Raw genomic sequence first — 20,616 nt, forward strand, 5'->3', positions numbered from 1 at the left:
GGACTGGTCGGCGGGGGCGGGCGGGGCCTGTTCGATGATGGTGTGGGCGTTGGTGCCGCTGACACCGAACGACGAGATCGCGGCCCGGCGGGGGTGATCCGTCTCCGGCCACTCCACGGCCTCGGTCAGCAGCCGTACGTCGCCCGCCGACCAGTCCACGTGCGGGCTCGGCTCGTCCACGTGCAAGGTCTGCGGCAGCACACCGTGCTGCATCGCCATGACCATCTTAATGATCCCGCCGACACCGGCAGCCGCCTGAGCATGACCGATGTTCGACTTCAGCGAGCCCAGCCACAAGGGCTGTCCCTCGGGGCGTTCCTGGCCGTACGTGGCGATGAGCGCCTGGGCCTCGATGGGGTCACCGAGCTTGGTGCCGGTGCCGTGGGCCTCGACCGCGTCGATGTCGGCGGCGGTGAGGCCCGCGGCGGTGAGGGCCTGGCGGATGACGCGCTGCTGCGCGGGGCCGTTGGGTGCGGTCAGGCCGTTGGAGGCGCCGTCCTGGTTGATGGCGCTGCCGCGGACGACCGCGAGGACCTGGTGTCCGTTGCGGCGGGCGTCGGAAAGGCGCTCCACCAGGAGCATGCCGACGCCCTCGGCCCAGCCGGTGCCGTCGGCCGCGGCGCCGAACGCCTTGCAGCGGCCGTCGGCGGACAGTCCGCGCTGGCGGCTGAACTCCACGAAGGCCCGCGGGGTGGACATGACCATCACGCCGCCGGCCAGTGCCATGGAGCACTCGCCGTTGCGCAGGGCCTGGACCGCCCAGTGCAGGGCCACGAGCGACGACGAGCAGGCCGTGTCGACCGTGACGGCCGGGCCTTCCAGGCCGAGGGTGTAGGCGATGCGGCCGGACATGATGCTCGCGGAGTTGCCGGTGCCGAAGAATCCTTCGGAGTCGTCGATCGCGTTGAACGCCTGGGCGGCGTAGTCCTGGTAGCCGGAGCCGACGAAGACGCCGGTGCGGCTGCCCCGCACCGACTCGGCGTCGATGCCGGCGCGTTCGAACGTCTCCCAGGTGGTCTCCAGCAGCAGGCGCTGCTGCGGGTCCATGGCGACGGCCTCGCGCGGGCTGATCCCGAAGAACGCGGGGTCGAAGTCCCCGGCCTCGTAGAGGAATCCGCCGCGGCGCGTGTACGTCTTGCCGGGCGCGTCCGGGTCCGGGTCGTAGATGCCGTCCACGTCCCAGCCGCGGTCGGCCGGGAAGTCGCCCACGGCGTCGCCGCCGGAGGCGACGAGCCGCCACAGGTCCTCGGGCGAGCGCACCCCGCCCGGGTAGCGGCAGGCCATGCCGACGATGGCGATGGGGTCGTCGTCGCCGGCCCGGGTGCCGGCCGCGTCCGTCGTGGCCGCGGCGGTGCTGCCGGTGATCTCGGTGTGCAGGTGCCGGGCCAGGGCCCGGGCGCTGGGGTAGTCGAAGACCAGGGTGGGCGGCAGGGCGAGGCCGGTCTCGGCGTTGAGCTTGTTGCGCAGTTCGACGGCGGTCAGGGAGTCGAAGCCGAGGTCCTTGAAGGCCCGGTCGGCCTCGACCTCGCCGGCGTCGCCGTGGCCGAGGACGGCCGCGGCATGGGTGCGGACGAGGTCGGCCAGCAGCGTGTGCTGCTCGGCCTCGGGCAGCGCGGCGAGGCGCCCGGCGAGGGGCGAGGCGGTGGCCGTGCCGGTGTCGCCGGCGGGGCTGCCGCTGCTCAGGATCCGCTCGGCCTCCGGGAGGTCGCCGAGCAGGGCGCTGGGGCGGCCCATGGTGAACGGGGGCAGGAAGCGCTCCCATTCGACGTCGGCCACGGTCACGGTCGGCTCGCCGGAGTCGAGCGCCTGCCGGAGGCCGGCCACGGCGAGCGCGGCGGGCATCGGGATCAGGCCGCGGCGGCGCAGCCGTTCGTCCGCGCCGTCGCCCTCGGCCATGCCGCCGCCGGCCCACGGGCCCCAGGCGACGGCGGTCGCGGGCAGGCCCTGGGCGCGCCGTCGCTCGGCGAGGCCGTCGAGGAGGGCGTTGGCGGCGGCGTAGGCGGCCTGGTGGCCGCTGCCCCACACGCCGGCGATGGAGGAGAACAGGACGAACGCGTCGAGTTCCCGGCCGGCGAGCAGTGCGTCGAGGTGCAGGGCGCCGGCCGCCTTCGCGGACAGCACGCCGGCGAAGGAGTCCGGCGTCATGGCGTCCAGCGGCTCCAGCTGGTCCACGCCCGCCGTGTGGACGACGGCGTTCACGGGGTGCTCGGCCAGCAGCGCGGCGAGCGCCTCACGGTCGGCCACGTCACAAGCCGCAACGGTCACACGAACCCCGGCCGCCTCTAGCTCCCCGACAAGTCCGGCCGCGCCGGGCGCGTCGAGGCCCCGGCGGCTGGTCAGCACCAGATGCTCCGCACCCGCACCGGCCAGCCAGCGAGCCACATGCCCGCCCAGCGCACCCGTACCACCCGTGATCAGCACCGTGCCCCGCGGCGACCAGGCACGGTCCTTCCGGCCTGCAGGCGTACGGGTCAGCCGGCGGCCGAACACACCGCGGTCGCGGACCGCGACCTGGTCCTCGTCCGACTGACCGAGCACCGCGGCGAGGCGACCGGCAACCCGGTCGTCCACCGTCTCCGGCAGGTCGACCAGACCGCCCCAGCGCTGCGCGTGCTCCAGCGCCGCAACCCGGCCCAGACCCCAGACGGCGTTCTGGGCGGCGCTCGGCACCGCGTCCGCACGGCCGGTGGTCACGGCCGACCGGGTCAGCGCCCACAGCGGGGCGCCGATGCCCGCGTCGCCCAGGGCCTGGACGAGCAGGAGGGTCAGCGCGGTGCCGACGGTGAGCGCCGTGTGCTCGGGGTGGGGCCGCTCGTCGGTGCCGAGCAGGGAGAGCACGCCCTTGACCGGGGTCTGCCGGGCGGCGTCCGCAAGCTGCCGCTGCAGCGCGGCCCGGCCGGCGGCCGGGTCGACCGTCACCGGGATCAGCCGGGCGCCGCGGGCAGTGAGCCCCTCGGCGACGGCGGCGGTCCACTCGGTCTCCTCGGTGACCAGGAACAGCCAGTCGCCGGGGAGTTCGTGCGTCCGGAGGCCGCTCAGCGGCTTCCAGCCCGCGCGGTAGGACCAGCCGTCCACCACGGTTTCCTCGCGCCGCTGCCGGCGCCACGCGGACAGCCGGGGCAGCACCGCGTCCAGGTGCTCGGCGGGCAGGCCGAGCGTGGCGGCGAGCGCCTGGGCGTCCTCGCGCTCCACCGTCTCCCAGAACCCGGCCTCCACGGCGTCGGTGCCCGCGGCAGCGGCGGTGGGCGCGGCGGTCTCCAGCCAGTACCGCCGCCGCTGGAAGGCGTAGGTCGGCAGGTCCGCGCGCCGGGCGCCGCGCCCGGCGAAGAACGCCTGCCAGTCGACGGGCACGCCGTGCACGTGGAGCTGTGCGACGGCACCGGTGATCGCCTCGGGCTCGGGGGCGCCGGACCGTGCGGAGGGAACGGTGACCGCTGCGTCCAGGCAGCCCTGGGCCATGCCGCTGAGCACCCCGCCGGGGCCGGTCTCCACGAAGGTGGTCACGCCCAGCTCGCCCAGGGTCCGGATGCCGTCGGCGAAGCGCACGGCCTCGCGGACGTGCCGGACCCAGTAGTCCGCCGTGTACGCATCGATGAGCTCGCCGGTCAGGTTGGAGACGACCGGGATGCCCGGCTTCTCGAAGCACAGGCCGCGGACGACCTCGGCGAAGTCCTCCAGCATCGGGTCCATCAGCGGCGAGTGGAAGGCGTGACTGACCTTCAGCCGGGACGTCTTGCGGCCCTGCTGTGCGAAGGTCTCGGCGATCTCCTGGACGGCGGCCTCGTCTCCGGAGACCACCACCGACCGCGGCCCGTTGACCGCCGCGATGCTCACCCGGTCGGTGAGGTGCGGCAGGACCTCGTCCTCGCCGGCCTGCACGGCGACCATCGCCCCGCCGCCGGGCAGCGCCTGCATCAGCCGGGCGCGGGCGGTCACCAGCGTGGCCGCGTCCTCCAGGGACAGCGCCCCGGCCACGTGCGCGGCGGCGATCTCGCCGACGGAGTGCCCGGCCAGGTAGTCCGGCCGCACGCCCCACGACTCCAGCAGGCGGTGGACGGCGACCTCGTGCGCGAACAGCGCGGGCTGGGTGAAGGCGGTGCGGTTCAGCTCCTCGCCGTCAGCACCCTCGCCGAAGGCCACGTCCCGCAGCGGCCGGTCGAGGTGCCGGTCGAGGTGGGCGCACACCTCGTCGTACGCCTCCGCGAAGACGGGGAACGCCTCGTACAGCTCCCGTCCCATGCCGGGCCGCTGGGAGCCCTGCCCGGAGAAGAGGAAGCCGACCTGGCCGCCGTCGGCGCGGCCGACGACGACGCCGGGAGTGGGCGCCCCCGCCGCCAGGGCCCGCAGGCCCTCGGCGATCCGGCCGCGGTCGGCGCCGGTCACGGCGGCGCGGTGTTCCAGGGCGGCCCGGGTGGTGGCCAGCGAGAAGCCGATGTCGGCGAGGGACGGAACGGCGCCTTCCGCGGTGAGGGACAGCAGGCGCTCGGCCTGGGCCCGCAACGCGGCCTCGGACTTGCCGGACAGCACCCACGGCACGGCCGGCGAGGCGACCTCGACCGGTGCGACGGCGGCCGCTTCGGCCGGCGGGGCCTGTTCGATGATGGTGTGCGCGTTGGTGCCGCTGACACCGAACGACGAGACCGCGGCCCGGCGCGGGTGATCCGTCTCCGGCCACTCCACGGCCTCGGTCAGCAGGCGCACCGCGCCCGCCGACCAGTCGACGTGCGGCGTGGGCTCGTCGGCGTGCAGTGTCCGCGGCAGCACGCCGTGCCGCATCGCCATCACCATCTTGATCACGCCCGCGACGCCGGACGCGGCCTGGGCGTGACCGATGTTGGACTTGAGCGACCCCAGCCACAGCGGCCGGTCCTCCGGCCGCTCCTGACCGTAGGTGGCGATGAGCGCCTGCGCCTCGATGGGGTCGCCCAGCGCGGTGCCCGTGCCGTGCGCCTCCACCGCGTCGACGTCGGCCTCGGTGAGCCCGGCGGAGGCCAGGGCCTGGCGGATGACGCGCTGCTGCGCGGGCCCGTTGGGGGCGGTCAGGCCGTTGGACGCGCCGTCCTGGTTGACAGCCGATCCGCGCACGACGGCGAGGACTTCGTGGCCGTTGCGCACGGCGTCGGACAGGCGCTCGACGAGCACCACGCCCACGCCCTCCGCCCAGCCGGTGCCGTCCGCGTCCGCGCCGAACGCCTTGCAGCGGCCGTCGGCGGACAGCCCGCGCTGCCGGCTGAACTCCACGAACGCGGCCGGTACGGCCATGACGTTCACGCCGCCCGCGACGGCCATCGTGCTCTCGCCGTTGCGCAGCGACTGGATGGCCAGGTGCAGGGCGACCAGCGACGACGAGCACGCGGTGTCGACGGTGACGGCCGGGCCCTCCAGGCCGAACGAGTAGGCCACGCGCCCGGAGACGACGCTCGCGGCGCTGCCGGTGAGCAGGTGGCCCTCGACGCCCTCGGGGACCTGCGGGAGGCCGGCGCCGTAGCCCTGGTAGGACATGCCGACGAACACGCCGGTGCGGCTGCCCTTCAGCGAGGCCGGGTCGATGCCGGCCCGCTCGAACGCCTCCCACGAGGCCTCCAGCAGCAGGCGCTGCTGCGGGTCCATCGCGAGCGCCTCGCGCGGCGAGATCCCGAAGAGCGCGGCGTCGAAGTCGCCCGCGTCGTAGAGGAAGCCGCCGTCGCGGGCGTACGTCTTGCCCGGGGTGCCCGGGTCGGGGTCGTAGAGACCCTCGACGTCCCAGCCGCGGTCCTCGGGGAAGCCGGAGATCGCGTCGCCGCCGGACATCACGAGCTGCCACAGGTCCTCGGGCGAGCCGACGCCGCCGGGCAGGCGGCAGCTCATCGCCACGATCGCGACGGGCTCGTCGTCGGCGGCGGCCGTGCGCTGCTCCTGCTCGGCAGTCGTCTGTGCGCCGAGCAGCCCGGCGCGCAGGAACCGGGCCAGGGCCGTGGCGTTCGGATAGTCGAAGACGAGCGTGGTGGGCAGCTTCAGGCCGGTGTCGGCGGTGAGCTTGTTGCGCAGTTCGACGGCGGTGAGCGAGTCGAAGCCGAGGTCGCTGAAGGCCCGGCCGGCCTCCACCGCGGCGGCGCCGTCGTGGCCGAGCACGGCGGCGGCGTGCGTACGCACCAGGTCCACCAGGGTGCGGTCCTGCTCGCCCGCGGGCAGCCCGGCGAGCTTCGCGGCGAGCGCGTTGCCGGCTTCGGCGCCGCCGGAGGCCGGGGCCTCCAGGGCGCGGCGCACCTCGGGCAGGTCCGACAGCAGGGCGCTGGGGCGGCTGACCGTGAACGGCCCGATGAACCGCTCCCAGTCGAAGTCCGCCACGGTCAGGGTGGTCTCGTCGCCGGCCAGCGCCTGCTGCAGGGCGGAGACGGCGAGCGCGGGCCGCATGGGCGGCAGGCCGCGGCGGCGCAGCATCTCCTCTCCGTCGCCGACGCCGGCCATGCCGCCCTCGGCCCAGCCGCCCCAGGAGACGGCGAGCGCGGTGCGCCCGTGTGCCCGCCGGTGCTCGGCGAGGGCGTCCAGGTAGGCGTTGGCCGCCGAGTAGGCGCCCTGGCTCGCGCCGCCCCAGATGCCGGCGCCGGAGGAGAACAGGACGAACGCGTCGAGGTCCTGACCGGCCAGCATCTCGTCCAGGTGCGCGGCACCCGCCGCCTTGGCCGCCACCGTGCGGGCGAACCCTGCCGGGTCGCAGTCCTCGATCATGAGGTGGTCGCCGACGCCGGCGGCGTGGACGACGGCGTTGACGGGGTGCTCGGCCAGCAGCGCCTGCAGGGCGTCCCGGTCGGCGGCGTCACAGGCCACGACGGTGGCCCTGGCGCCCAGCTGCTCCAGTTCCGCGACGAGTCGGGCGGCTCCCGGCGCGTCGGCACCGCGGCGGCTGGTCAGGACGAGGTGCTCGGCACCGGCGCCGGCGAGCCAGCGGGCGACGTGCCCGCCCAGCGCACCCGTACCACCGGTGATCAGCACCGTGCCGCGCGGCGACCACGTACGGCCCGGCCCCGCGCCGCGGCCTGCCCGCACCATCCGGCGGCCGAAGACGCCCGAGGCGCGCACCGCGACCTGGTCCTCCGCCGACTGTCCCAGGACGGCGGCCAGGCGGGCCGCCGCCCGGGCGTCCAGCTGCTCGGGGAGGTCGATGAGGCCGCCCCAGCGCTGCGGGTGCTCCAGAGCCGCGGCCCGGCCGAAGCCCCACACCTGCGCCTGCACCGGACGGTCCAGGCGGTCGGAGCGGCCGGTTGCCACCGCACCGCGCGTGGCGCACCACAGCGGCGCGCCGACGCCCGCGTCGCCCAGGGCCTGGACGAGCAGGAGGGTCGCGGCGAGGCCGTGCGTGAGGGCGGGGTGGGCGGCCGAGGCGGACTCGTCCTCGGCCAGCAGCGACAGCACGCCGGACACCGGGCCGGTGCCGGCCAGGTCACGGGCCAGCGTCGCGCGGTCGGTGCCGGGGCCGGCGACGAGCGTCACGAGCTCCAGTCCGCGCTCGGCGAGGGCAGTACGGACCGATGCCGTCCACTCGGTTTCGGCGGCGACCACGAGCAGCCACGTCCCGGAAGCGCCGCCTTCGGGAAGCGCGCCGAGCGGCTTCCACGTGACGTGGTACCGCCAGCCGTCGACCACGGACTGCTCGCGGCGCTGACGGCGCCATGCGGACAGCCGGGGCAGGATCGCACCGAGCGACGCGTCCGTGCCGACGCCGAGGGTCGCGGCGAGGGACTCCGCGTCCTCGCGCTCCACGGTGTCCCAGAAGCCCGAATCCGCGGCGTCGGCCGGGGTGGCGGTGACGGCGGCGAGGTGCTCCTCCCCCTCCAGCCAGTACCGCTCGCGCTGGAAGGCGTAGGTGGGCAGGAGGACGCGGTGAGCGCCCGGGAAGAACGCCTGCCAGTCCGGGGAGACGCCGTGGGTGTGCAGCTCGGCGAGAGCCGTGACGACGGCCTGCTGCTCGGGGCGGTCGCCGCGCAGGACGGGCACGGTCACGGCTTCGTCCACGCAGGACTGCGCCAGGGCGGTGAGGACGCCGCCGGGGCCGATCTCAATGAAGGTGGTCACGCCGAGGTCGTGGAGGGTGCGGACGCCGTCGGCGAAGCGGACCGCTTCACGGACGTGGCGGACCCAGTAGTCCGCCGTGTACGCGTCGATGAGCTCGCCGGTCAGGTTGGAGACGACCGGGATCTGCGGTTCGTTGAAGGTCAGCCCGCGCACGGTCTGCGCGAACTCGTCCAGCATCGGGTCCATCAGCGGCGAGTGGAAGGCGTGGCTGACCTTCAGCCGGGACGTCTTACGTCCTTGCCGCGCGAAGACCTCGGCGATCGCGGTGACCTCGTCCTCAGCACCGGAAATCACCACGGACCGCGGCCCGTTGACCGCCGCGATGCCGACCCGATCGGTCAGATGCGGCAGCACCTCGTCCTCGGTCGCCTGAACGGCCACCATCGCACCACCGGCAGGCAGGGCCTGCATCAGCGCGGCACGGGCGGACACCAGCTTCGCCGCGTCCTCCAGCGACAGCACACCTGCCACGTGGGCAGCGGCGATCTCGCCTACGGAGTGACCGGCCACGTAGTCCGGCCGCACGCCCCACGACTCCAGCAGCCGGAACAGCGCCACCTCGACAGCAAACAGCGCAGGCTGCGTCGAACCGGTCTTGTGCAGCTCCTCGGAGTCCACGTCGACGGGCGCATCCAGCCGCGCGCACACCTCGTCGTACGCATCGGCGAACACCGGGAACGCCCCGTACAGCTCACGCCCCATCCCCAGCCGCTGCGAACCCTGGCCCGAGAACAGGAACCCGGTCTTGCCCTCGATGGAGGCGCGCCCGGCGATCACGTTCGCCGCGGGTTCGCCGGACACGAAGGCGGCCAGCGCCTGACGGAGCCCGTCCGCGTCCTGCGCGACGAGTACGGCGCGGTCCTCGAACGCCGCCCGTGCGGCCAGGGAACGGCCGATGCCGGCCGGTGTCCAGCCCGGCTGTGCGTCGAGGTGCTCGGCCAGCCGCGCCGCCTGTGCGCGCAGCGCCGGCTCGCCCTTGCCCGACAGCACCCACGGCACGACCGCACCGGAGCCCGGGGCGGGGGCGGGCGGGGCGGACTCCGCCGCGGCGGGGGCCTGCTCGATGATGGTGTGGGCGTTGGTGCCGCTGACACCGAACGACGAGACCGCGGCCCGGCGCGGGCGGTCCGGCTCCGGCCACTCCACGGCCTCGGTCAGCAGCCGCACCGCGCCCGCCGACCAGTCGACGTGCGGCGTCGGCTCCTCGGCGTGCAGCGTGCGCGGCAGCACGCCGTGCCGCATAGCCATCACCATCTTGATCACACCGGCGACGCCGGCGGCGGCCTGCGTGTGGCCGATGTTCGACTTCAGCGAGCCCAGCCACAGGGGCTCGTCCGCGGAGCGGTCCTGCCCGTACGTGGCGAGCAGGGCCTGCGCCTCGATGGGGTCGCCCAGCGCGGTGCCCGTGCCGTGCGCCTCCACCGCGTCCACGTCGGCCGGGGCGAGGCCTGCCGAGGCCAGCGCCTGCCGGATGACGCGCTGCTGCGCCGGACCGTTGGGGGCGGTCAGGCCGTTGGACGCGCCGTCCTGGTTGACCGCGCTGCCCCGTACCACCGCCAGGACTTCGTGGCCGTTGCGCACGGCGTCGGACAGGCGCTCCACGAGCACCACGCCCACGCCCTCGGACCAGCCGGTGCCGTCCGCGTCCGCGCCGAAGGCCCGGCAGCGGCCGTCGGGCGACAGGCCGCGCTGGCGACTGAACTCCACGAAGACGTTGGGGCTGGCCATGACGGTGACGCCGCCGGCCAGGGCCATCGTGCACTCGCCGCTCCGCAGCGACTGGACGGCCAGGTGCAGGGCGACCAGCGACGAGGAGCACGCCGTGTCGATCGTGACCGCGGGGCCTTCGAGACCGAAGGTGTAGGCGACCCGGCCGGAGACGACGCTGGACGCGCCGCCGACGAGCCGGTGTCCTTCGACGCCTTCCGGCGTCCGGCGCACGTCGGCGCCGTAGCCCTGGTAGGCCATGCCGACGAAGACGCCGGTCCGGCTGCCGCGCAGCTGTGCGGGGGTCAGGCCCGCCCGCTCGAAGGCCTCCCAGGAGGCCTCCAGCAGGAGTCGCTGCTGCGGGTCCATGGCCAGGGCTTCGCGGGGGCTGATGCCGAAGAAGCCGGCGTCGAAGTCGGTGGCGTCGTAGAGGAAGCCGCCGTCGCGCGCGTAGGTGGTGCCGACGCGGTCGGGGTCGGGGTCGTAGAGCGCGTCGACGTCCCAGCCGCGGTTTTCCGGGAAGCCGGAGATGGCGTCGCCTCCGGAGGCCACGAGGTTCCACAGGGCCTCGGGCGAGTCGACGCCGCCGGGCAGGTGGCAGCTCATCGCCACGATGGCGATGGGGTCGTCGTCGGCCGCGGCCGCCTGCTGCTCGTGCGCCGCGTCGGTCTGCGAGCCGAGCAGTTCGCTGTACAGGAAGCGGGCGAGGGCGGTGGCGTTGGGGTAGTCGAAGACGAGCGTGGGCGGCAGCGCGAGCCCGGTCGCCGCGTTGACCTTGTTGCGGAGTTCGACGGCGGTCAGGGAGTCGAAGCCGAGGTCCTTGAAGGCCCGGTCGGGCTCGATCTCCGCGGCGGAGGAGTGGCCGAGGACGGCCGCGACGTGCCCGCGGACCAGGTCGGCCAGGGTTTCCGTGCGCTTGGCCTCCGGCAGTGCGGCGAGCTGGGCCGCCAGGGAGCCGACACCGGTGGCGGCGTCGGCCGGTGCGGCGGCGGTCGCGGCGCGGCGCACCTCGGGCAGCTCGGACAGCAGGGCGCTGGGGCGGCCGAGGGTGAAGGGTCCGATGAACCGTTCCCAGTCGATGTCGGCCACCACGACCGTGGTGTCGTCGCAGTCCAGGGCGCGCTGGACCGCGGTCACGGCGAGCGCGGCGGGCAGGGTGACGACGCCGCGGCGGCGCAGGTGCTCCTCGTCGGCGTCGGTGACCATGCCGCCGTCGGCCCAGGGGCCCCAGGCGATCGCGGTGGCGGCCAGGCCCGCGGCCCTGCGCCGCGCGGCGAGCCCGTCGAGGAAGGCGTTGCCGGCCGCGTAGGCGGTCTGCAGTCCGCTGCCCCACACGCCGGCGATCGAGGAGAAGAGGACGAAGGCGTCCAGCTCCCGGTCGCCCAGCAGTTCGTCCAGGTGCGCGGCGCCGGCGGCCTTCGCCGCCAGCGTGCGGGCGAAGTCGGCCGGCGTCAGCTCCTCGAAGGGGGCGAACTGTTCGACGCCGGCGGCGTGGAAGACGGAGGTGAAGGTGTGCTCGGCGAGCAGCGCCGCGACCGCGTCGCGGTCGGCGACGTCGCACGCGGCGAGGGTGACGCGCGCTCCCAGCTCCTCCAGTTCGGCCTTGAGCCCGGCCGCGCCGGGGGCACCGGCGCCGCGCCGGCTGGTGAGGACGAGGTGCTCGGCACCGGCACCGGCGAGCCAGCGGGCGACGTGCCCGCCCAGCGCACCCGTACCACCGGTGATCAGCACCGTGCCGCGCGGCGACCACGTACGGCCGGGCCCCGCGCCGCGGGCGTGGGCGAGCCGGGCGGCGAACACGCCGGAGGCGCGGACGGCGACCTGGTCCTCCGCAGCTCCGGCGGCCCGGCTCAGCACGGCGGCGATACGGCCGGCAGCGCGCTCGTCCACGGCCGTGGGCAGGTCGATGAGGCCGCCCCAGCGCCGGGGGTGTTCCAGGGCCAGGGCGCGGCCGAGGCCCCACACCTGGTGCTGCACCGCGCTGAGCGGCGCATCGTCCGAGCGTCCGGTGGCGGCCGCGCCGCGGGTGGCGCACCACAGCGGGGCGTCGATGCCCGCGTCGCCCAGCGCCTGGGCGAGCGCCACGGTGCGGGCGAAGCCCTGGGAGAGGGCGGGGAAGGCGGGTGAGGCGGTCTCATCGGTCGCGAGGAGCGACAGGACGCCGTCGAGGGCGACGACTTCGGCTGCGGCCCGGGTCAGCTCGCCGGTCAGCCATGCACGGTCGGCGTCCGTGCCGACGGCCAGCGGGATCAGGTGGGCGCCGCGTGCGGTGAGGGCCGCATGCACCGTGCCGGCCCACGCGTCGCCCTCGGGCGCGGCGAACAGCCAGGTGCTGCCGGAGAGATCACCGGCGGGCAGGTTGCTGAGCGGCTGCCAGGCCAGCTGATAGCGCAGGCCGTCCAGGACGGACTGCTCGCGCCGCTGGCGCCGCCAGGCGGACAGCTTCGGGACGACGACGTCCAGCTCTTCGGGGCTCAGCCCCAGGGTGGCGGCGAGCGACTGGGCGTCCTCGCGCTCGACGCTCGCCCAGAACTCGGCGTCGGCCGCGTCCGCGACAGCAGCCTCGGCGGTCTCGGGGGCGTCCAGCCAGTAGCGCTGCTGCTGGAAGGGATAGGTGGGCAGGTCGACGCGGCGGGCGCCGGGGAAGAGGGCCTGCCAGTCCGGGGAGACGCCGTGGGTGTGCAGTTCGGCGAGCGCGGTGACGACGGCCTGCGGCTCGGAGCGGCCGGCGCGCAGGAGCGGGACGGTGACGGCGTCGGCGGCCTCGACCGCCTCGTTCAAGCAGGACTGGGCCATGCCGCTGAGGACGCCGCCGGGGCCGATCTCGACGAAGGTCGTCACGCCGAGGTCGTGGAGGGTGCGGACGCCGTCGGCGAAGCGCACGGCCTCGCGGACGTGACGGACCCAGTACTCGGGGGTGTACGACTCGGCGAGCTCGCCCGTGAGGTTGGAGACCACCGGGATCTGCGGCGCGTGGAAGGTCAGGCCGCGCACGGTCTGCGCGAACTCGTCCAGCATCGGGTCCATCAGCGGCGAGTGGAACGCGTGGCTGACCTTCAGCCGGGACGTCTTACGGCCCTGAGCAGCGACGATGTCGGCGATTGCCGTGACCGCGTCGTCGGCACCGGAAACCACGACGGACTGCGGCCCGTTGATCGCGGCGATACCCGCCTGATCGGTCAGGTGCGGCAGCACCTCGTCCTCGGTGGCCTGGACGGCGATCATCGCACCGCCCGCGGGCAGGGCCTGCATCAGCCGGGCGCGCGCGGACACCAGCTTCGCCGCATCCTCCAGCGACAGCACACCCGCCACATGAGCAGCAGCAATCTCGCCAACGGAGTGACCGGCCACGTAATCCGGCCGGATGCCCCAGGATTCGAGGAGACGGAACAGCGCCACCTCGACCGCGAACAGCGCAGGCTGCGTGCAGCCGGTCTCGTGCAGCGTCTCCGCATCCACATCCACGGGCGCATCCAGCAGCGCACACACCTCGTCATACGCCGCAGCGAACACGGGGTACGCGGCGTACAGTTCACGCCCCATCCCCAGCCGCTGCGAACCCTGCCCCGAGAACAGGAACCCGGTCCTGTCCCCCAGGCGGCCCGTGCCCCGGACCACGGCCGCGGAGGGCGCCCCGGATGCCAGTGCCCGGACGCCCTCGGTGAGCTCCTCCAGGCTCTCGCCGACGACGGCCGCCCGCCGGTCCCAGGAGGCGCGCGTCGTGGCGAGGGAGAAGCCGATGTCGGCCGCCGAACGGCCGGGGCCGTTCTCCAGGAAGGACAGCAGGCGCTCGGCCTGGGCCTGCAGCGCCGCGTCGCTCTTCGCCGAGAGCACCCACGGCAGGGCGCCGGCGGCGGGGGCCGCGGCGGGCTCGCCTGCAGGCTCTTCGTCGGGGACCGGGGCCTGCTCGATGATCATGTGTGCGTTGGTGCCGCTGACGCCGAAGGACGAGACGGCGGCGCGCCGGAGACGGTCCGCGTCGGGCCACCGGACGGGCTCGGTCAGCAGCCGGACGCCGCCGGCCGACCAGTCGACCTGCGGGGTCGGCTCGTCGACGTGCAGCGTCTGCGGCAGCACGCCGTTGCGGATGGCCATCACCATCTTGATGACGCCGGCGACGCCGGACGCCGCCTGCGTGTGACCGATGTTGGACTTGATGGAGCCGAGCCACAGCGGCCGGTCGTCCGAGTGCTCGCGGCCGTACGTGGCGAGCAGGGCCTCCGCCTCGATGGGGTCGCCGAGGGTGGTGGCGGTGCCGTGCGCCTCGACGGCGTCGACCTGGGAGGCGGTGAGGCGCGCGTTCTCCAGCGCCTGCCGGATCACGCGCTCCTGCGACGGGCCGTTCGGGGCCGTGAGGCCGTTGGAGGCGCCGTCCTGGTTGACGGCGCTGCCGCGGATGACGGCGAGCACGTCGTGGCCGAGCCTGCGGGCGTCGGACAGCCGCTCCAGCAGGAGTACGCCGACGCCTTCGGACATGCCCGTGCCGTCGGCGGTCGAGGAGAACGCGCGGCAGCGGCCGTCGGGCGACAGGCCGCGCTGCGCGCTGAACGCGAGGAACGTGTTCGGCGTGGCCATGACGGTCACGCCGCCGGCCAGGGCGAGCGAGCACTCGCCCCGGCGCAGCGCCTGGGCGGCCAGGTGCAGGGCCACCAGCGAGGACGAGCAGGCCGTGTCGACGGTGACGGCCGGGCCCTCCAGGCCGAGGGCGTACGAGATGCGGCCGGAGACCACGGCGGCGGTGTTGGCCGTGACGAGGTGGGCCTCCATGTCGCTGTCGCCCGGGCGCTGGAGGTAGGCGTGGTCCTGGCCGTTGGTGCCGACGAACACGCCGGCCCGGGTGCCGCGTGCGGCGGCGGGGTCGATGCCCGCGCGCTCGAAGGCCTCCCAGGAGGTCTGCAGGAGCAGCCGCTGCTGCGGGTCCATGACCAGGGCCTCGCGGGGGGAGATCCCGAAGAAGGCGGGGTCGAAGTCGGCGGCGTCGTGGAGGAAGCCGCCTTCGCGGACGTACGTGCGGCCCGTCCGGCCGGGCTCGGGGTCGTAGAGCGCGTCCAGGTCCCAGCCGCGGTCGGCGGGGAACGCGGTGACGCCGTCGCCGCCCGAGGAGACGAGCTGCCACAGGTCCTCGGGCGAGCCGACCCCGCCCGGGTAGCGGCAGGCCATCCCGACGATGGCGACGGGCTCGGTGTCCTTCGCCTCCAGCTCACCCAGCTGCCTGCGGGTGTGGCGCAGGTCCACCATCACGCGCTTGAGGTAATCCCTGAGCTTGTCGTCGTTCGACATGTTTTACGTCCTCGGTAGCAGTGCGTGAGAAGAGTTAGAGGGATCCGAGCTCTTGGTCGATGAGGTCGAACATCTCGTCGTCGGTGGCGGTGTCGAGCCGGTCGAGATCGAGGTCGCCGAGGCCGGGAGCGGCGCCGTCGCCGGCGCCGAGGCCGGTGTCCGCCGTGTGCACGGTGGCCGCCTGGTGGGTGTCGGTCCACTTCCAGAGCAGGGCCTTGAGCCGGGCGGTGACCTGGTCCCGGACCGCGTCCTGCGGCGCGAGTGCGGCCAGCTGGGCGTCCAGCCTGTCCAGTTCGTCGAGCACCGGCGAGGTGCCGGCGGTGAGGCCGGCGACCAGTTCCTTGTGCAGGAGCCGGGCGATCGCGACGGGGTTGGGGTGGTCGAAGACGAGGGTGGGCTTGAGCCGCAGCCCGGTCGCGGCCTTGAGCCGGTTGCGGAGCTCCACCGCGGTCAGGGAGTCGAAGCCGATGTCCCGGAAGGCCGTGGTGGGCTCGATCCGGGCCGCGGTGGCGTGTCCGAGGGCGGCGGCGGCCTGGTTGCGCACCAGGTCCAGCAGCGCCTTCTCCCGGTCGGCCTCGGGCAGTCCGGCGAGGCGGCGGGCCAGGGCGGGGGTCGCGCCGGCCGCGGCCTCCTCGGCCGCGGCGCCGGTGTCGCCGGCGAGGCCGCGGAAGACGGCGGGCAGCAGGCCGGCGCGGGCCATGGCGCGCAGCCCCGGCACGTCCAGCCGGGCCGGCACGATCACCGGACGGTCCACGGTGAGGGCGGCGTCGAAGAGTGCCAGCCCCTCCGCGGAGGTGAACGGCACGACTCCGGCCCGCCCCATGCGGTTGCGGTCGGCGTCGGTGATCCGGTCGCCCATGCCGCCGTTGTCCGTCCACAGGCCCCACGCCAGCGAGGTGCCGGGCAGGCCGGCGGCCCGGCGCCGGCGCGCCAGCCCGTCCAGGAAGGCGTTGGCCGCGGCGTAGCTCGCCGCGCCGGCGCTGCCCAGGACCCCGGCCAGGGAGGAGAAGAGCACGAACGCGGAGAGGCGCATGTCCTTGGTCAGCTCGTGCAGGTGCAGGGCCCCGTCGGCCTTCGGCCGCAGCACGGTGCCGAGGCGCTCCGGGGTCAGGGCGGTGACCACGCCGTCGTCGAGGGCCGCGGCGGCGTGCACGACGGCCACGAGCGGGTGTGCGGCCGGAACCGAGGCCAGGAGCTCCGCGAGGGCGTCCCGGTCGGCGATGTCACAGGCGACCAGGTCGACGTGCGCGCCGAGCTCGGTGAGGGCGGCGACGAGTTCGCCGGCGCCTTCGGCCGCCGGGCCGCGGCGGCTGACCAGCAGCAGCCTGCGTGCGCCGCGTTCGGCGACGAGGTGCCGCGCGAGCGACAGCCCGAGGCCACCGGTCGCGCCGGTGAGCAGCACGGTTCCCTCCGGGTCCCACGCGTCACCGGCCGGGGCGGGCTCCTCGGGCGCGGCGATCCGGGCGAGGCGCGGCACGAACAGCTTGCCGTCGCGCACGGCGGCCTGCGGCTCGTCCAGGGCGGCGAGCGCCGCGGCGAGTACGGGGGTGACGCCGCCGTCGGCGACCGCGTCGTCGGCGTCGACGAGCAGGAGCCGGTCCGGGTGCTCGGTCTGGGCCGACTTCACGAGGCCGGCCACCGCGGCGTGCGCGAGGTCCGTGGCCGTGCCGTGCAGGTCGACGGCTCCGCGCGTCATCACCACGAGCCGCGCGTCGGCGAACCGCTCGTCGGCGACCCACTCCTGGACGGCCGGCAGCACACCGGCCAGCAGCCCGCGCGTCGCCGAGGCGGCATCGCCCTCGCTCGGGGCGCAGGGCAGGAGGACGTGGCCGGGCACGGCCGCACCGGCGTCGACCGCGACGCGGAGCGCGTCGAGGTCGGCGTACGGGCCGTCGCCGCCGAGGACCGCCCACTCGGCCCCGGAAGCGGAAGCAGCGGTGGGAGCAGTGGGAGCGGTGTGTTCGACCCAGTCGACCTCGAACATCCAGTCCTGGTGCGCCACGCGCGAGGCCAGCACCTGCTGGGACGACATGGTCCGCGTCCGCACGGCCGCCACCGAGGCGACAGGAACGCCGTCGGCATCGGCCAGTTCGACCGCCACCGCGTCGCCGCCGCCGACGGGCCGGACCCGTATGCGCACGGCCCCGGCTCCCGGGGCGTGCACGGACGCGCCGCTCCAGGCGTAGGGCATGAGCAGCGCACCGGGGTCGCCGGCGCTGTCGAGCGTCAGGGTGTCAAGGGCGGCTTCCAGCAGTACGGGGTGAAGGCCGTAGCCCTCCGCCCGGTCGCGCTCCACGGCAGGCAGCGCGGCTTCGGCATACAGCTCGTCCCCGGCGCGCCAGGCGGCGGTCAGGTACGGACGGCCCTCGACGGCCACGGGTTCGGCGCCGGCCGGCGGCCAGAGCACCATGTCGAACTCGGGCGCCGGAGCGTTCCGGGTGAGTTCTCCGGTGGCGTGACGGACCCACGGCTCGCCGGCACCGCCGGTCGCGGCCCGGCTGAAGACCCGTACCGACCGCCGGTCGGCGTCGTCGCCCGCGCCGACCTGCACCTGGATGCGGACGGCGCCCTGTTCCGCCAGCACCAGCGGGGCGTCCGCGTCCAGCTGTTCCAGGTGCGGGAACCCGGCCTGCCGGCCCGCGCACAGGGCGAGCTCCACGAACGCGGCGACCGGGAGCACCGGCACGCCACCGACCGTGTGTTCTGCGATCCAGGGCATGCCGGCCGGCGACAACCGGCCGGTGAACAGCATGTCCTCTGCCCCGGCGGTCTCCACCACGGCGCCGAGCAGGGGGTGACGGGAGGAGTCCAGGCCCGCCGAGGAAACGTCGGGCGCGGCCGTCCCTTCGAGCCAGTAGCGCTCGCGCTGGAAGGCGTAGGTCGGCAGGCCGACGCGCTCGGCGCCGGGGAAGAGGGCCTGCCAGTCCGGGGACACGCCATGGGTGTGCAACTGGCCGACGGCGAGGGTGATCGCCTCGGGCTCGGGGCGGTCGGTGCGGAGTACGGGGACGGTGACGATGTCGCCGTCCGTGTCGAGGCAGCCCTGGGCGAGGGCACTCAGCACGCCGCCGGGGCCGATCTCCACGAAGGTCGTCACGCCCAGCTCGTGCAGGGTGCGGACGCCGTCGGCGAAGCGGACCGCTTCACGGACGTGGCGGACCCAGTAGTCGGGGGTGTACGACTCGGCGAGCTCACCCGTGAGGTTGGAGACCACCGGGATCTGCGGCGCGTGGAAGGTCAGCCCGCGCACGATCTGCGCGAACTCCTCCAGCATCGGGTCCATCAACGGCGAGTGGAACGCGTGACTGACCTTCAGCCGGGATGTCTTCCGGCCCTGAGCAGCGAAGATCTCGGCGATCGCGGTGACCGCGTCCTCCGCGCCGGAGACCACGACGGACTGCGGCCCGTTGATCGCCGCGATGCCGACCTGACCGGTCAGATGCGGCAGCATCTCGTCCTCGGTCGCCTGAACCGCCACCATCGCACCACCGGCAGGCAGGGCCTGCATCAGCCGGGCGCGCGCGGACACCAGCTTCGCCGCATCCTCAAGCGACAGCACACCCGCCACATGCGCGGCAGCAATCTCGCCAACGGAGTGACCGGCCACGTAGTCCGGCCGGATGCCCCACGATGCGAGGAGACGGAACAACGCCACCTCAACGGCGAACAGCGCAGGCTGCGTCGAGCCGGTCTGGTGCAGCTCCTCGGAGTCCACGTCGACGGGCGCATCCAGCAGCGCACACACCTCGTCATACGCCGCGGCGAACACCGGATACGCGGCGTACAACTCGCGCCCCATCCCGATCCGCTGCGACCCCTGACCCGAGAACAAGAACCCGGCCTTGCCGCCGGTGGCCTCGGCGCGCCCGGTGACCACGTGCGCCGCGGGCTCGCCTGCCGCGAGCGCGGTCAGCCCCGCGCGCAGCTCGTCTGTTCCGGCACCGACGACCGCGGCGCGGTGCTCCAGTGCCGAGCGGGTGACCGCCAGCGAGTACCCCACGTCGGCCGGTGACGCGGCTGCCAGGTCCGCGGACGACAGCAGCCGCTGTGCCTGCTCGCGCAGCGCCTCCGCGGTCTTCCCGGAGAGCACCCACGGCACGACCGCGGTCCGGGGGCGCGGCGACTCCTCGGCTGCGGGCTCGCCGCCGGACTGTTCCCCGGCGCCGGCCTCGGCCTCCGCCTCCGGCTCGGTCGCCTGCTCAAGGATGACGTGCGCGTTGGTGCCGCTGATCCCGAACGAGGAGACGCCTGCCCGGCGCGGGTGGTCCGTCTCCGGCCACGCGGCCGCCTCGGTCAGCAGCTCGACCGAGCCGGCCGACCAGTCGACCTGCGGGGTCGGCTCGTCGACGTGCAGGGTCCGCGGCAGGACACCGTGCTGCATCGCCAGCACCATCTTCATCACGCCGGCGACGCCCGCCGCGGCCTGGGTGTGGCCGATGTTCGACTTCAGCGAGCCGAGCAGGAGCGGGCGTTCGCGGTCCTGCCCGTACGTCGCGAGCAGCGCCTGCGCCTCGATCGGGTCGCCGAGGCCGGTGCCCGTGCCGTGGGCTTCGACGGCGTCGACCTCTTCGGCGGACAGCCGGGCGCCGGCCAGCGCTTCGAGGATGACGCGCTGCTGCGAGGGGCCGTTGGGGGCGGTGAGGCCGTTGGAGGCGCCGTCCTGGTTGACGGCGCTGCCCCGGACGACCGCGAGTACCCGGTGGCCGAGCCGGCGGGCGTCCCGGAGCCGTTCCACGAGCAGCAGGCCGGCGCCTTCGGACCACGACGCGCCGTCCGCGGCCGCCGCGAAGGACTTGCAGCGGCCGTCGGGGGCGAGTCCGCGCTGGCGGCTGAACTCGACGAACGCGCTCGGGCCCGCCATGACCGTGACGCCGCCGGCGAGGGCCATGGTGCACTCGCCGTTGCGCAGCGCCTGCACGGCCAGGTGCAGGGCGACCAGCGACGACGAGCAGGCCGTGTCTACGGTGACCGCGGGGCCCTCGAAGCCGAAGGTATAGGCGATGCGCCCGGAGGCGACGCTGCCGGAGTTGCCGGTGCTCATCAGCCCTTCGACGCCTTCGGGGAGGGCGCCGGGCGTGAAGCCGTAGTCGTGGTACATCAGGCCGGCGAAGACGCCGGTGCGGCTGCCCTTGAGGGCGGCGGGGTCGATGCCCGCGTGTTCGAAGGCTTCCCAGGCGGTCTCCAGCAGCAGCCGCTGCTGCGGGTCCATCGCCAGCGCCTCGCGCGGCGAGATCCCGAAGAAGTCCGCGTCGAAGTCCGCCGCGTCGTGGAGGAAGCCGCCCTGCCGGGTGTAGACCTTGCCGGGCTGCTCGGGGTCGGGGTCGTAGAGCGCGTCGGTGTCCCAGCCGCGGTCGGTGGGGAACTGCGAGATGGCGTCGCGGCCGTCGGCCAGCAGCCGCCACAGCTCCTCGGGGGTGCCGACGCCGCCGGGGAACCTGCAGCTCATGCCCACGATGGCGATGGGCTCCTGGTCGCGGGCCTCCAGCTCGCGCACGCGCCGCCGGGCCTGGCGCAGGTCGGTGGTGGCCCGCTTGAGGTAGTCCCGGAGCTTGTCTTCGTTCATCATCGGTGTTGCCC

At 74.8% G+C, this 20,616-nt stretch carries 2 protein-coding genes; both read right to left on the reverse strand.

Annotated elements, in window-relative coordinates:
- Window positions 1-15,039: type I polyketide synthase (locus ACSNOH_RS17780; RefSeq protein ID WP_436722328.1), on the reverse strand; the 15,039-nt coding region annotated here is incomplete at its 3' end.
- A 34-nt stretch (window positions 15,040-15,073) separates the two neighbouring features.
- A complete protein-coding gene (locus ACSNOH_RS17785) occupies window positions 15,074-20,605 on the reverse strand; it encodes an SDR family NAD(P)-dependent oxidoreductase (RefSeq protein WP_436722329.1) in 5,532 nt (1,843 codons plus the stop codon).
- Window positions 20,606-20,616 lie beyond the last annotated feature (11 nt).

This window comes from Streptomyces sp. URMC 127 (genome assembly GCF_051386535.1).
In the GTDB taxonomy this organism is placed as follows: Bacteria; Actinomycetota; Actinomycetes; order Streptomycetales; family Streptomycetaceae; genus Streptomyces.

What these genes read in the sequence shown, in the direction of transcription:
- ACSNOH_RS17785 (WP_436722329.1), bottom strand. Translation starts at nt 20,605, where the DNA reads ATGATGAACGAAGACAAGCTCCGGGACTACCTCAAGCGGGCCACCACC.